This window comes from Halomonas sp. C10-5 (assembly GCF_057169305.1).
Genome location: NZ_CP175665.1, coordinates 2,356,090 through 2,370,088, shown reverse-complemented (window position 1 = coordinate 2,370,088; position 13,999 = coordinate 2,356,090). Strand labels below are relative to the sequence as shown.

The 13,999-nt window shown below is 67.5% G+C and carries 15 protein-coding genes; 7 read left to right on the top strand and 8 right to left on the bottom strand.

From position 1 onward, the window contains the following. Positions 1 to 85 precede the first annotated feature (85 nt). The gene (locus tag ACJ7IV_RS11065; RefSeq protein ID WP_483864430.1) at positions 86 to 463 is read left to right on the top strand and encodes a thiol-disulfide oxidoreductase DCC family protein; all 378 of its coding nucleotides are present in this window, start codon (positions 86 to 88) and stop codon (positions 461 to 463) included. Positions 464 to 520: 57 nt separating this feature from the next. On the opposite strand, the gene ACJ7IV_RS11060 is transcribed toward ACJ7IV_RS11065, so the two are convergent. Both ACJ7IV_RS11060 and ACJ7IV_RS11055 read right to left on the bottom strand, forming a co-directional pair. Continuing rightward, positions 521 to 1,453: a 2-dehydropantoate 2-reductase gene (locus ACJ7IV_RS11060; RefSeq protein WP_483864429.1), complete on the bottom strand. Its 933-nt coding sequence runs from the start codon at positions 1,451 to 1,453 to the stop codon at positions 521 to 523. Positions 1,454 to 1,529: 76 nt separating this feature from the next. Continuing rightward, the gene (locus ACJ7IV_RS11055) at positions 1,530 to 1,991 is read right to left on the bottom strand and encodes a potassium channel family protein (protein ID WP_483864428.1); all 462 of its coding nucleotides are present in this window, start codon (positions 1,989 to 1,991) and stop codon (positions 1,530 to 1,532) included. A gap of 171 nt (positions 1,992 to 2,162) precedes the next feature. Between ACJ7IV_RS11055 and ACJ7IV_RS11050 the strand changes: the two genes are divergently transcribed. Then, positions 2,163 to 3,743, top strand: a complete 1,581-nt coding sequence (locus ACJ7IV_RS11050) for a thymidine phosphorylase family protein (RefSeq protein WP_483864427.1) — start codon at positions 2,163 to 2,165, stop codon at positions 3,741 to 3,743. Between the two features lie 4 nt (positions 3,744 to 3,747). Continuing rightward, entirely contained in the window at positions 3,748 to 4,653 is a 906-nt protein-coding gene (locus ACJ7IV_RS11045; protein WP_483864426.1) for a ribose-phosphate diphosphokinase, read from the top strand. Between the two features lie 86 nt (positions 4,654 to 4,739). Here ACJ7IV_RS11045 and ACJ7IV_RS11040 read toward each other — a convergent pair whose 3' ends face one another. The 3 genes from ACJ7IV_RS11040 to ACJ7IV_RS11030 all read right to left on the bottom strand — a co-directional run bounded on the left by ACJ7IV_RS11040 (position 4,740) and on the right by ACJ7IV_RS11030 (position 7,569). Then, positions 4,740 to 4,988, bottom strand: a complete 249-nt coding sequence (locus tag ACJ7IV_RS11040; RefSeq protein ID WP_483864425.1) for a hypothetical protein — start codon at positions 4,986 to 4,988, stop codon at positions 4,740 to 4,742. A 207-nt stretch (positions 4,989 to 5,195) separates the two neighbouring features. Beyond that, positions 5,196 to 6,440, bottom strand: coding sequence for a M20/M25/M40 family metallo-hydrolase (locus ACJ7IV_RS11035; RefSeq protein WP_483864424.1), 1,245 nt, complete (start codon positions 6,438 to 6,440; stop codon positions 5,196 to 5,198). Between the two features lie 70 nt (positions 6,441 to 6,510). Next, positions 6,511 to 7,569, bottom strand: a complete 1,059-nt coding sequence (locus ACJ7IV_RS11030; RefSeq protein WP_483864423.1) for an SO_0444 family Cu/Zn efflux transporter — start codon at positions 7,567 to 7,569, stop codon at positions 6,511 to 6,513. A 128-nt stretch (positions 7,570 to 7,697) separates the two neighbouring features. Here ACJ7IV_RS11030 and ACJ7IV_RS11025 point away from each other — a divergent pair, with 128 nt between their 5' ends. Continuing rightward, positions 7,698 to 8,456, top strand: coding sequence for a VIT1/CCC1 transporter family protein (locus ACJ7IV_RS11025; RefSeq protein WP_483864422.1), 759 nt, complete (start codon positions 7,698 to 7,700; stop codon positions 8,454 to 8,456). 75 nt (positions 8,457 to 8,531) lie between these two features. Here ACJ7IV_RS11025 and ACJ7IV_RS11020 read toward each other — a convergent pair whose 3' ends face one another. After that, complete coding sequence (locus ACJ7IV_RS11020) at positions 8,532 to 9,968, bottom strand: alanine/glycine:cation symporter family protein (protein WP_483864421.1); 1,437 nt, start codon at positions 9,966 to 9,968, stop codon at positions 8,532 to 8,534. Positions 9,969 to 10,311: 343 nt separating this feature from the next. Here ACJ7IV_RS11020 and ACJ7IV_RS11015 point away from each other — a divergent pair, with 343 nt between their 5' ends. Then, on the top strand, positions 10,312 to 10,737 hold the full coding sequence (locus ACJ7IV_RS11015) for an Hsp20/alpha crystallin family protein (RefSeq protein WP_483864420.1): 426 nt from the start codon (positions 10,312 to 10,314) through the stop codon (positions 10,735 to 10,737). A gap of 1 nt (position 10,738) precedes the next feature. On the opposite strand, the gene ACJ7IV_RS11010 is transcribed toward ACJ7IV_RS11015, so the two are convergent. Next, a complete protein-coding gene (locus tag ACJ7IV_RS11010; protein ID WP_483864419.1) occupies positions 10,739 to 11,833 on the bottom strand; it encodes a histone deacetylase family protein in 1,095 nt (364 codons plus the stop codon). Between the two features lie 115 nt (positions 11,834 to 11,948). Next, the gene (locus ACJ7IV_RS11005) at positions 11,949 to 12,857 is read right to left on the bottom strand and encodes a complex I NDUFA9 subunit family protein (RefSeq protein WP_483864418.1); all 909 of its coding nucleotides are present in this window, start codon (positions 12,855 to 12,857) and stop codon (positions 11,949 to 11,951) included. 131 nt (positions 12,858 to 12,988) lie between these two features. Here ACJ7IV_RS11005 and ACJ7IV_RS11000 point away from each other — a divergent pair, with 131 nt between their 5' ends. Beyond that, a complete protein-coding gene (locus tag ACJ7IV_RS11000) occupies positions 12,989 to 13,327 on the top strand; it encodes a zinc ribbon domain-containing protein YjdM (protein WP_483864417.1) in 339 nt (112 codons plus the stop codon). 205 nt (positions 13,328 to 13,532) lie between these two features. Further along, positions 13,533 to 13,997 (top strand): SUF system Fe-S cluster assembly regulator, encoded by a 465-nt coding sequence (locus ACJ7IV_RS10995; RefSeq protein ID WP_161432605.1) that lies wholly within the window; start codon positions 13,533 to 13,535, stop codon positions 13,995 to 13,997. Positions 13,998 to 13,999 lie beyond the last annotated feature (2 nt).

Sequence of the window (13,999 nt, the reverse complement as noted above, 5' to 3'; positions counted from 1 at the left end):
GAGCATGCCACTCGGGAATTGGAGTTTGGCTATGGCCGGCATGCAGGGTATCCATCATGCCGGCACGGGGAAGCGGAGGTCTGTCATGCCAGAGGGGCGTAACGACGTCTTGAGGGTCTACTACGACGGTATCTGCCCCGGTTGCCGGCGAGACCGCGCCCGCTACGAGCGCTGGGCCGGGGAGGCGGGCGCGCAGGTTCAGTGGTGCGACGTGACCGAGCATCAGCAGGTACTACGGGCCAGGGGCGTCGACCCCGAGGCGGCGCTGCTCTCGCTGCACGTGGAGGAGGAGGACGGGCGCATCAGCGAGGGCATCGACGCCTATATCCTGCTGATGCGCCGGGTGTCGCGGCTCAGGCCCCTGGCCTGGTTGATCGGTCTCCCCGGCATCAAGTCACTGCTGCGTCGGGGCTATGATGCCTGGGTCAGGCGACGCCTGGCACGCCAGGGGCGCCTGCCGTAAGGGGCGTGTCGTCTCGGCCTCTCCGGCAGGGTGATGGCTGGCGAGCGTGGCGGTGGCTCAGTTTGCCTCCCGCGCCTTGCGCTCCTGGGGCAGCAGGGCCGAGTGGATCAGGGTGTTGACCGGGGTGGCCACCCCGGCCTCGCGGCCCAGGCGCACCACGGCCCCGTTCTGTGATTCCAGTTCGGAGGGGCGGCCGGCCATGATGTCGCGCTGCATGGAGGCGGTGCTCGCCTCGGGCAGGGCATCGATGAAGCCCAGCGCCCTCGCCTCGGCATCCTCGGGCAGGGCGATGCCTCGCGCCCGGGCCACCGCGACGATCTCCGTGAGGATCTGCTCGATCATCTCGCGGGTCTCGGGCAGGTGGCGAGTCACGCCGATGGGGGCGCGGGTGATGGCCCCGATGCCGCTCATGGCGCAGATGAACAGGAACTTGCTCCACACCGCGGCCTGGATATCGTCGGGGATCTCGGCGGTGACGCCATGGGCCGCATCGAAGGCGGCCTTGAGGCGCTCGGCGCGCTCGCTCCTGTGGTTGTCGCGCTCGCCGAAGCGCATGAAGGGGGCGACGCCGGCATGCCTGATATGCCCCGGGGCCTCCTGCCAGGCGAGGATCCCGCACAGCCCCTCCAGTACGCTCTCCTTACCGAGTGCCTCGGCCAGGGTATCGGCGGCCTCGACACCGTTCTCCAGCGGGACCACCAGGGTCTCGGCCCCCACCAGGGGGCGTATCGCCTCGGCGGCCGCGCTGACCTGCCACGCCTTGACCGCCACGATAACGGCATCCACCACGCCGACCGTGCGCGGATCGTCGGTAGCCTTCACCTCGGTCAGATGCAGGTCGCCCTCGATGCTCGAGACTCGCAGTCCGTCGCGCTGCATGGCGGCCAGGTGCTCGCCGCGGGCGATGAAGGTGACCTCGTGGCCGGCTTCGGCCAGGCGCGCGCCGAAGTAGCCGCCCACGCCGCCGCTGCCCATGATCGCGAAACGCATCCCTCTCTCCTTGTGCCGATGTCATCAGGCAGAGCCTACACCGCCGTGGCGCTAACGGCACGGCCGGCACCCCGGTTCAGCGTTCGCGGCGGGCCGACCAGTGGCGCTGCATCTCGAGGAAGGTGAGCGAGGCCGACCAGGTGATCAGCATGAAACCCAGTAGTGCCTCGCTGCCGGTGATGAAGCGGATCGGCCCGGTGGGAAAGAGGTCACCGTAACCCAGCGTGCTGTAGGTGATGGCGGAGAAGTAGAGGTAGTCGAGCAGGGTGACGGTCTCGAGGCCCACCAGCTGCCCTGCCAGGGGGTGCTCGGTGAGCAGGGCCATTGCCACGCCGAAGATCCAGATCTCAGCCACATGGGCGCCAAACAGCACGAAGCTGAGCATCAGGAAGCGCCGGCGCAGGGTGCCATGGGCGCGTTCCAGTCCTCGCCACAGCCGCATCGACACCTCGTAGTGCAGCATGATGCAAAGCGTTACCGCGATCAGGGTAGTGGCCACGGCCCAGAAGTGGCCTGGATCCAGGTAGGCATCGAACACTGGCGGTACTCCGCTGGTCGGAAGCCGTCAGCCTAGCGTGATCCGACGACCCTCGTTAAGCCCCGCGCGACGCCATGACGCCCCGACACGGCGGCTGGTAGGATGGAGGTAACCACCCAACCCGTGATGGTCCGGCCATGGGCCTGGCCGCCACGCCCCCTGGACGTCGCCATGAAGAAGAGCTCCCCCGCGGTGGCACCGCTGGACGATACCCTCTCGCCGCTGGTCCTCAAGCGGGTGGGTATCGACACCTATCGCGAGAACGTGGCCTACCTGCATCGCGAGTGCCACCTCTACCGTGCCGAGGGCTTCCAGGCCCTCTCCAAGGTGGAGGTGCGCGCCAATGGCCAGCGCATCCTCGCCAGCCTCAACGTGGTCGATGACCCCAGCATCGTCGACTGCCAGCAGCTCGGCCTCTCCGAGGACGCCTTCGCCTCGCTGGGACTTGCGGAGGGGCGCCCGGTGAGCGTCTCCCAGGCCGAGCCGCCGGCATCGATTCCCGCCCTGCATCGCAAGATCCGTGGCGAGCGCCTCACCCGCGACGACTATCGGGCGATCATCCAGGACATCGCCGACCTGCGCTACTCGAAGATCGAGCTGACCGCCTTCGTGGTGGCCTGCGACCTGGGCGAGCTGGATCGCGAGGAGATCTTCTACCTCAGCGATGCCATGTGTCGGGTGGGGCGTCGCCTCGACTGGCACGAGCATCCGGTGGTCGACAAGCACTGCATCGGCGGCATCCCCGGCAACCGGACCTCGATGCTGGTGGTGCCCATCGTCGCCGCCCACGGCCTGCTGTGTCCCAAGACCTCGTCGCGGGCCATCACCTCGCCCTCGGGTACCGCCGACACCATGGAGGTGCTGGCCGAGGTCGACCTGCCCTTCGATGCCCTGGGCGAGATCGTGCGCACCCATCGTGGCTGCCTCGCCTGGGGTGGCACCAGCCAGCTCTCGCCGGCCGATGACGTGCTGATTTCGGTGGAGCGCCCGCTCTCCATCGACTCGCCGGGCCAGATGGTCGCCTCGATCCTCTCCAAGAAGGTCGCCGCCGGCTCCACCCACCTGCTGCTTGATATCCCCGTGGGCCCCCACGCCAAGGTGCGCTCCATGCCCGAGGCCCGCCAGCTACGCAAGCTGTTCGAGTTCGTGGCCGGGCGCATGGGGCTGACCCTGGACGTGGTGATCACCGACGGCAGCCAGCCCATTGGTCGCGGCATCGGCCCCATGCTCGAGGCCCGCGACGTGATGCAGGTGCTGACCAACCATCCCGACGCCCCCATGGACCTGCGCCAGAAGGCGCTGCGCCTGGCCGGGCGGATACTGGAGTTCGACCCCGACGTGCGCGGCGGGGACGGCTTCGGTATCGCCAGGGATATCCTCGATTCAGGCCGCGCCCTGGAGAAAATGCAGGCGATCATCGAGGCCCAGGGGGCGAAGCCCTTCGATCCGGGTAACCCGCCTCTGGCGTCGCACCACTTCGAGGTGGTGGCACCCGCGGATGGCGTGGTGGTGGGCATCGACAATCTCAAGCTGGCGCGCATCGCCAGGCTGGCCGGGGCGCCCAAGGCGGTCGGGGCGGGAGTCGACATGGCGGTGCGGCTCGGCGATGAGATCAAAGCCGGCCAGGCGCTGTATACCGTCTATGCCGCCTTCCGCAATGAGCTGTCGCTGGCCCACCAGTCCAGCGAGCGCGACAGCGGCGTGACCCTGGGCCAGCGTGACGAGCTGATACACCTTAACGTGGAGATGTGATCCCGTGAGTCGAGACAAGGAACGTGCCCTGCTGCATTTCGCCGACGAAGCCACCGCGGCCCGGCGCCTGGCCGACGCCGCCGGCATGGAGGCGCTGGCCGTCGAGCGCCACCGCTTCCCCGATGCCGAGCTCAAGCTGACCCTGCCCTTCGGTGATGAAGGGGGCGTCCCCGAGTGCCTGGTGGTCTACCGCAGCCTGGATCGACCCAACGACAAGCTGGTCGAGCTGCTGCTGCTGGCTCGCCATGCGCGCCGCCAGGGCGTGAGGCGCCTGGTGCTGGTGTCGCCCTACCTCGCCTACATGCGCCAGGATATCGCCTTCCACCCCGGCGAGATCGTCAGCCAGACCATCGTCGGTGGCTTCCTGGCCGAGCTGTTCGATGCCGTGGTCACCGTGGACCCGCACCTGCATCGCATCCAACGCCTCGACCAGGCGATCCCCCTCGAGCACGCCATCGCGCTCTCCGGTGCACCGCGCCTGGCCGAACTGGTGGCCGAGAAGCGCCCCGCGGCACTGCTGCTGGGCCCGGACGAGGAGGCACGGCAATGGGTGGCCCAGGCCGCCGCGGTCACCGGCGGCGACTTCGGGGTGTGCCGCAAGGTGCGCCACGGCGATCGTGACGTGTCGATCCAGCTCCCCGAACTCCCTGTGGCGGGGCGTCAGGTGGTGCTGATGGACGACGTGGCGAGCTCCGGGCATACCGTGGCCCGTGCCGCCGAGGCGTTGCTTGCCGCGGGCGCGGCGTCGGTGGACCTGGCCCTGACCCATGCGCTGTTTGCCGATGATGCCCTGGCGGTGATTCGCTCGGCCGGCGTAGGAGAAGTGTGGAGTACCGACTGTATTGCCCATCAGAGCAATGCCATCGCCATGGCGCCGTTGCTGGCCGAGGCCCTGGAAGGGTTGTGGTAACCCCCAGCGGGTCAAGGTGATGAATCCATACAAAACGACCGCGCCGCCCAAGAGGGCGGCGCGGTCGAAGGGTTGCTGTGTGCGGCTCAGGCGAAGGCGGGACGTGGCATGAAGGCCCTGAGGCTCTCCAGGCTCATCACCTTGTGACCGGTCTCGGGCTGGTCGGTCTGGAAGCCGATGTCGAAGCCCTGATCCTCCAGCCTTGCCTGCCAGAATTCCTGGGTGGCCAGTTCCTCGGCCTCGCCAGCGTTGGTGGCGTGGAAGATGCCGCCGCCGAGGTGCTGCTCATGGCCGTGGGGGTGGATAGCATAGACGTCGACGAGGAAGGGTTGCATGAGGCTCTCACTGGCTGGTGACTGTGGGCACATGATAGCCCCCTGCAACGGATTTCCTGAGCGAATGTGAATGCCGTTGTCACACTCCCCATGACGCCAGTGCATCATTCCTCGCCGGCATGATAGATGCCGCCAGCGACAGGGCCCCGCATGCCAGGCATGCGGGGCCCTGTTGTCGGTGTCACGACAGGCGTTGCGGTGTGCCGGTCAGCTCTGCTGGTCTGCCGGTTTCTCGCCGCCACGGTGGCCCAGCGGACCGGCCTGGTCGAGGCGCGGATGGTGGTCGAGGAACTCGCGGTGCGGGTCGGGCAGGGCATCCAGGGCCTGCAAGCTACGGGTGATGGCGTGGATCGCCGCCACCACATCCCTGGTGTTGCCGGTCTCCGAGATGGTGTGCATGTTGCGGATCGGGAAGCCGATGGAGGTGGCCACGCAGTCCACCGCGGCGAGCACGCCGGCCATGCCGTCGGTGCCGGTGTCGACGCCGGCGACGTCGCGTTGCATGGGGATGGCATGCTCGCGGGCGGTACTCTCGATGATGCGGTTGAGCTGCTCGCTGGCGATGGAGCCCACCGACATGGTGAAGCCCTTGCCCATCTCCAGCGGCTGCATGCGGCGGTCGCCGATGCCGGGTGCGGCTACGTAGTCGTGGTTGACGTCCACGGCGATGATGGCGTCCGGCTCGAGCTCCCCGGCCAGCACCCGGCTGCCGAAGCGGCCGATCTCCTCGTAGCTGGCGATGGCGAACATCACCCTGACCTTCTCGGTGCCGCCCGCCTCGGCGATCAGTCGCGCCACCTCGGCGGTGACGAAGCAGCCCAGGCCGTTGTCGAGGTAGGCGCCGTAGAAGGTGTCCGGGCTGAAGCCGTGGCGGATGGGACGTTCCAGCAGGATAGCGTCGCCGGGACGCACGCCCAGATTCTCCACCTGCTGCTTCTTGTTATCGCCATGGATCTGCAGGTCGAGGTAGAGCTGCTCCTTCTTGATGCCCTTGTCACCATTGCGCTGGGCGGGGTCGGAGAAGTGGATGGCGCCCAGTGCCTCCACGGTGCCGCCCTCGATGCGGCGGTAGCTTCCCGGTGCCTCGGGGTCCTCGCTGAACAGGGTCACCTCATGGCCGACCAGCACGTTGGGCAGGAAGGAGTCGCTGTTGATCCAGATCTTGCCGTCCTCGCCGATGGAGCGCACCTGCATGCGGATCTTGTCGGCGTGGCCGATGATCATCACCTTGAACAGGTCATCGCGGCCAGGGTGGGTGTCCAGCACCACACCGGCGTGCCCCTTGAACTGGTGCAGTTGCCAACCCGCGGGGGCGAACCGCTCGAAATGGGGCTTGAGCACGCCGTAGGTCATGGCCCCTTCGAGCCCTACGGGGCTCGGCGCGGCGAGGATCTCGCGCATCAGCTCGAACTGCTCCTCGGGCATGGCGGAAGTCCAGGGGGTATCGCTCATTCGTTGGTTCTCCTTGCATGGCGGGCGCCATGACCGGCGCCCGGGTAATGATGGTTGTCGAGGGAGGGAATCAGGCGCGCTGGGGAAGCCTAGCGCCTAGCCACTGGCGCAGCGGCTTGATGGCGAGTATCAGCAGTACCACCAAGGCCGCCGCTTCGAGCCATTCGGGCAGCAGCTCTTGCACCCCCTCGACCTGATCCGGGATATTCAATTGCCAGACATTGGCCAGGGCATCGGTGCCCAGCCCCAGCAGTATCACGCTGGTCAGGATGCCGGCCAGGTAGGCGATCAGCGCATGACCCCCCAGTTCCCGGCGCAGCACCCCCAGGGTAGCCAGGCTGGTGACGGGGGCGGCCACCAGGAAGACCAGCACGGTGCCCGGCGAAACGCCGGCCAGCAGCAGGCCGGCAGCGATCGGGGTGGCCGCGGTGGCGCACAGATACATGGGAATGCCGATCACTGCCATCAACAGCATGGCGGGGAGCCCGCTGCCGAAGGCGGCGAGCTGTTCGGCGGGCACCAGGGCGATCAGAGCACCGGCCACTACCAGGCCGACGAGCAACCAGCGGCTGATATCATCGAGGATATCGCTGAAGGCATAGCGCAGCCCGCCTGACAGGCGCCGGGCGAGGGGCTCGGGACCCTCGGGCAGGCTGCCCGAACCGGCACAGCTACCGCTCGCGCAGCAGCCGGAGCCGGCTGGTGTTGCCGCGGGAGCGGCGGGTGCAGCGCTTGCGGTGGTGCCGACCAGTAGCCCCGTGGCAATGGCGGTGATCACGGCGGTCAGTGCCCTGGCTACGGCCATGAAGGGTCCAAGCAGGGCATAGCTGATGGCCAGCGAGTCGACGCCGATGCCCGGGGTGCCGATCAGGAAGGCTGTGGTAGGGCCGCGCGCGGCGCCGCCACGGTGCAGTGCCAGGGCGGTGGGAATGGCGCCACAGGAGCACAGGGGCAGCGGGGCGCCAATGATGGCGGCGCGGGTCACGCTGGCCACGCCGCGCCCACCGACCCAACGCTGCAGCAGCTGCTCGGGGAGCAGCGCCTTGATCAGGCCGGCGATGGTCAGCCCCAGCAACAGCCAGGGGGCGGCCGAAAGGGCAACCTGCAGGATGGCGTGAAGCAGCGTCATGGCGATAGGCTCCCGTGAGGGTGTTGCCCCAGCTTACCATGCACCGGGCCCCACTCAGCAGTGGCTGCCTGGCGTCACTGGATATGCCAAGCTGGAGTTGGTGATATCGGTGAATCGGGGGGAGCGGCATGCAAGGACACAAGCGTGGCGATCTGGAGGAGGAGCATCATCCCGAGGCCATTCGCCGACGGCTGCAGGGCGGCAATGCCGGGCAGAGCCTGCCCGATGCCATCCTCGGCGGCATCGATGGCTGCGTGACCACCTTCGCCGTGGTCTCCGGCGCCTTCGGTGCCGGCTTCTCGGCCACGGTGGCACTGGTGCTGGGGTTCGCCAACCTGCTCGCCGATGGCTTCAGCATGGCGATCAGCAACTACGAGGCGATCAAGGCCCAGCGCGAGCATATCGACGGGGTGCGCCGCGACGAGCACCACCATATCGACGTGATCCCCGATGGCGAGCGTGAGGAGGTCCGCCAGATATTTATCGCCAAGGGCTTCAAGGGGGAGGTCCTGGAGCAGGTGGTGGAGACCATCTGCAGCGACCGCGAGCTGTGGGTGGAGACCATGCTGCGCGAGGAGCATGGCCTGCAGACCGAGGGGTTGAGCCCCCTGCGTTCGGGGCTTGTGACTTTCGTCGCCTTCCTGGTGGTGGGCGCGGTACCGCTGCTGCCCTACGCCGTGCCCGGCCTGGCCGCCAATACCCAGTTCCTGGCGAGCCTTGCCCTCGCCGGAGTGATGTTCTTCCTGATCGGTATGGGCAAGAGCCTGGTCTACCACCAGCCGGTGCTTGCCTCCGGGGTGCGCACCCTGCTGATGGGGGGCGCCGCGGCGGGGCTGGCCTTCCTCACCGGCCATCTTGCCCAGGCGCTGTTCGGCGTCGGCCTCTAGCCGCCCGGAGGCAAAAGGCAACGCCACGCGTGGGCGTTGCGTTACGGTGGTGAACTGGCGCTTAAGGGGCTCGCCTCAGCGCCCGGGCCAGGCCCTGGGGTCGACCTTGTCGGCCAGCCTGGGGAAGCGACTCGGATCGAAGATGGGGTCCTGTCCCGCCTTGAGCTGGCGCTCGTAGTCCTTGAGCAGCGCGAAGGCCACCGGGGAGAGCAGCAGAATGGCGACCAGGTTGATCAGTGCCATCATGCCCATGGAGAGGTCGGCGAAGTTCCAGATGGCCCCCAGGCTTGCCATGGATCCGACCATCACCATTCCCAGCACGGCCAGGCGATAGACCAGTATGGCCAGTGGTGCGCGGCGCGGTCCGGCCAGGTACTCCACGTTGGATTCGCCATAGGAGTAGTTGGCGATCACCGAGGTGAAGGCGAACAGCAGGATGGCGATGGCGATGAACTGACCACCCCACTCGCCCACGTGCCGGGAGAGTGCAATCTGGGTGAGCTGGATGCCGTTGGCCTCGTCGCTGGCCAGCAGCTCGGGGCCTGCCATGATGATGATGGCCGCGGTGGCGGTGCAGATCACCAGGGTGTCGAGGAAGACACCGAGCATCTGGATGAAGCCCTGGGCCGCGGGATGGTTCGGATGGGTGGTGGCAGTGGCCGCGGCGTTGGGGGCCGAGCCCATGCCCGCCTCGTTGGAGAACAGCCCGCGCTTGATGCCGTTCATGATGGCCTGAGCCACCGCGTAGCCCACCGCACCGCCGGCAGCCTGTTCGAGTCCGAAGGCGCTCTTGATGATGGTGCCCAGCGCTGCGGGCAGGTCGCCGATATTGAGCAGCACCACGGTCACCGCCAGCAGCAGATAGAGTAGCGCCATCAGCGGCACCACCAGCTCGGCGACCCGGGCGATGGACTTGAGGCCGCCAAAGATGATCGGCGCGACCACCACGACCAGCACCAGGCCCATGGCCCAGGTGGGTACGGCGAAGGCCTCCTGCATCGCCTGGGCGATGGAGTTGGCCTGTACGCTGTTGAAGGCCAGGCCGAAGGCAATGATCAGGCAGATCGAGAAGAGTACGGCCAGCCAGCGCAGGCCCAGGCCACGCTCGATGTAGCGCGCCGGACCGCCGCGGAAGGTCTGGTCACCGTGGTCGACCTTGTAGGCCTGGGCCAGGGTGGATTCCACGAAGCTGGTGGCCATGCCGACCAGGGCGGTCATCCACATCCAGAAGATGGCGCCGGGGCCGCCGAAGTAGATGGCCACGGCCACGCCGGCCAGGTTGCCGGTGCCTACCCGAGCCGCCAGGCTGGTGGAGAGCGCCTGGAAGGAGGAGATGCCGCCGTCCCCCTCACGGGAGTGGCGCAGCAGCTTGAACATATGGCCGAAGTAGCGGAACTGGATACCGCGGGTCATCACGGTGAAGTAGAGGCCGGCACCGATCAGCAGGTAGATCAGTACGCTGCCCCACAGCAGGCCATTGCCGCCGTCTACCAGTCGGTTGAAGAATTCCATGAAAGTCGCCTGATTTGCGATGGGTTCGGGCGACTATTCTTCATTTTCCACCCCTGTTGGCAACTATTTCCGTAGGGGAGTGTTGTTATGGTTTTTTCTCTTGTCTTGTCGGTGGGGGCAAGGGAGCCATGGTTGACATGTATCAAGGCGAAAGGGTGGGTCTGGTCTAGGCTGCTGATTGGGCGAACCTGTTAGTGCGGGCCTGGCGACGAGAGTCGCGAGAGGGTCGTGTGCCGGGTCCTGCCATCAACCTGTTGCCAAGCGTCTGGAGGGTGTCAGTATGGCCAAGAAATCCAAGGAAACGTCCCCGGCCCCGAAAACGGAGTCACGGAGTGTCAGTCCCTTGCATGAATTCGATCGCTTCTTCGATAACGTCTTCGATCGCGGCTGGATGCCCATGCTGCATCGCGACCCCCCGCTGTGGGAACGCTTTGCCGGGTTCGACAAGGGCATGCCCAAGGTCGATGTGATCGAGCGTGATGCCGAAGTGGTGGTGCGGGCCGAGGTGCCCGGCTTCGAGCGCGAGGATCTCGAGGTGTCGGTCAGCGACCGCAGCGTCACCGTCAGGGGCGAGCACCGGCAGGAGAGCAAGGAAGAGGAGGGCGAGTTCTATCGCTCGGAGATTACCACCGGCTCCTTCAGTCGCAGCGTGCCGTTGCCCAGCGATATCGACGCCGACAAGGCCGAGGCGAGCTTCAAGAACGGCATCCTGGAGCTGACCCTTCCCAAGCTCAACAAGGCCACTCGGCGCAAGGTCGAGGTCAAGTGAGCTAGCCGAGGAAGGCGCCGCGATGGAAGGCAGCGGCGGCTTCCACTTCGGCTATCCCGCGCCGCCCGGGTTCCGGCGGCGCCTCGCCGGCCAGCACGCGCAGTACCGCGCTGACCCCGCGTGACAGGGAGATGAGGTTGTAGCCCCCTTCCAGCACGAAGACCAGTCGACCTCCGCACTGCTCCCGGGCCAGGGCCTGGAGGATGCCGGTCATGGCGGCAAAGCCGTCATAGGAGACATTCAAGGCCAGGTCATGGCTGTGGGGATCGAAGCCTGCCGAGACCAGGATCAGGTCGGGCCGGAACCACTGCGCGGCGGGGATCAGGATCTCGCGAAACGCCTTGAGGTAGGCAGCGTCACCGGCATCAGCCGGCAGCGGCACGTTGACGTTGGTGCCATCACCGAGGCCTACCCCGATCTCCTCGAGGCTGCCCGTGCCGGGATAGAAGGGCGCGCCGCGGTGGATGTCGAAGAGCAGCACGTCGGGGTCGGCCCAGAAGATGTCCTGGGTACCGTTGCCGTGGTGGGCATCCCAGTCGACGATCATCACTCGCTCGCAGCCCAGTATCGTCTGGGCATGGGCGGCGGCCACCGCCACGTTGTTGAACAGGCAGAAGCCCCGGGCGCGAACCGGCTCGGCGTGATGGCCCGGCGGCCTCACCAGGGCGAAGCTGCTCTCCGCGCGTCCCTCGACCACCGCTTCCACTGCCGCGATCGCCGTACCGGCGGCCACCTCGGCGGCCTCGATGCTGCCGGGTGACACCGCCGTGGTGTCCACGTCCAGCCAGGCGCTCTCGCCGCGCAGTTGAAAGATGCTGTCGAGATAGGAGAGGGTGTGGACCCGTGCCAGCTGTTCGCGTGTCGCGGCCACCCCTGCCTCGAAGGTCACCCCGGGGACCGGCTCGAGTTCGAGGAAGTGGCGGATGGCAGTGAGCCGGGCGGGGTGTTCCGGGTACTTCCAGGGCACACCGAGACCCGACAGCAGCGAGCGGATTCGCGTGTCCATGCGCCCCGGGAGGAATGGCACCTCGATATCCGGCTCGTGGGCCAGCATGCGCTCGTCATAGAAGGCGATCACCCGACTCTGGTCGCTCACGGCTGGGACTCCCTGTTTGCCGAGGCCCTACTGGAGGTGGGCCCGCCTCCCCAGCATAGCCGTCCGGGCGGTGCGCTGTCCGTCAGGGACGCATTTTGCGTCACCCAGGGGGCCGTCAGTGTCCGGGCAGGCAGCGCGGCAGGCAGTCATGCAGGGTGCGGGGCACGATGCCGAGGTCGGCGAAGCCACCGGCGTCCGGGTCGGCCAGGTTGTCGCGCTGCATCAGCAACACCTGGTCCCGGGTCAGGGGTGGCGAGGGCAGCGGGGCGAGCAGGGCGGCGGCCAGGCGCCAGGCGAGGAAGGGCAGTGGCACCAGCCGCGGATGACGCTCCAGCTGCGCCGCCACCCGTTGCACCAGTTCGCGGTAGCTTAGGATCTCGGGCCCACCCAGCTCGAAGAGTCGGCGCGCCACCGGGCGAGAGCCGCTCAACCGCACCGCGGCGCGGGCCACGTCGTCCACATGCACCGGCTGCAGCCGGGTCGCGCCACGGCCGAACAGCGGCACCAGTGGCAGGCGTACCAGCCGGGCCAGGTTGGCCAGCAGGGCGTCATCCGGGCCGAACAGCACCGAGGGGCGCAGCAGGATCGCCTTGGGCAGCGCCTCGAGCACGGCGTCCTCGCCGGCGGCGCGGGCGCGCACATAGGCGGAAGGGGAGTCGGCGCTGGCGCCGATGCCCGAGACATGTACCAGCCGGGCGATGCCGGCCTCCCGGGCGAGCCTCGCCAGTCGGCCGGCCCCTTCCGCGTGGATCGCGGTGAAGGTCGGGCCCGCCCGGCGCCGCTCCACATAGAGGCCCACCGCATTGATCGCGGCGACGCTGCCCGCCAGGGCGGCGGCCACCTGACTCTCGTCGCGAATATCGCACGCCATGCACTCGATGCGGTCCCCGGGCTCGCGCCAGTCGGGCAGGCGCGGGTGGCGCGCGGCGATGCGTACCGCCCGGCCGGCTTCCACCAGCTCGCGCACGATGGCGCGGCCGAGGAAACCGGTGCCACCGAAGACCGTGGTCGGGCCCTCCTGCATGCTGCTTCCTTCTCACCGATGAAGAGCGTCAATCCTGCCAGGCCGGGCCGTGGCCGTCATGTGTCCGCTGGAGACCCGTGCCGCCGCGGTGTACGCTTGGCGGCTTTCCGCCACCCCGTCAGGAGCCCGCCATGAGCGATCTGCCCGTCTGTCCCGCCTGCTCTTCCCCCTACACCTATGAGGACGGCATCCAGTATGTCTGCCCCGAGTGCGGCCACGAGTGGTCCGGGGAAGCGAGCGTCGAGAGCGATGACACCCTCCAGGTACGCGATGCCAACGGCAACCTGCTGGCCGATGGCGACAGCGTGACCGTGATCAAGGACCTCAAGGTCAAGGGCTCTTCCCTGGTGGTGAAGGTGGGCACCAAGGTCAAGAACATCCGTCTGGTCGAGGGCGACCACGATATCGACTGCAAGGTCGACGGGGTCGGCCCCATGAAGCTGAAGTCCGAGTTCGTGAAGAAGGCATGAGCAGGTGCGGGGCAAGGATCGCGATAGTGAGCTCTAATGAGAACGATAGGCGTTCTTGATGTGAATGGTGCCTATCGTGCTGTAAAGCTGCCCCTTTGGCAGGGAAACCGTCTCGCGGGCTTCACATCGAATTCATACAGGACTAAAATGGTCCGCAATCGAGGCACGGTATTCCGCCGGGCCGCTCGCTGACAGGAGGCTCGTCATGCTCAAGCTCTCGCGGCTGACCGACTATGCCGCCGTGGTGATGGCCCAGATTGCCCGTCACCCCGAGCAGCCCCAGGCGGCGGCCGAGCTCGCCGAAGCGGTCCAGCTTCCGCATCCCACCGTCAGCAAGACGCTGAAGATGCTGGTGAAGGCGGGGTTGCTGGAGTCGCGGCGCGGTGCCCAGGGGGGATACTCCCTGGCGCGGCCCGCCTCCGAGATCACCGCCATCGACATCATCACCGCCATCGAGGGGCCGGTGGCGATGACCGAATGCAGTCATGCCGAGGGCGACTGTGACCTGGCCGCTACCTGCGGCGTGGCCGACAACTGGCAGCGCGTTTCGCTGGGGGTGCGCACCCTGCTCGGCAGCGTGACCCTGGCCCATCTGGCCAGCGCCTCGCCGATCAAGCTGCCGGTGCAGCTGCCCATCCAGAGCGTGAGCCTGGCCGCTGACACGGCCTGAGC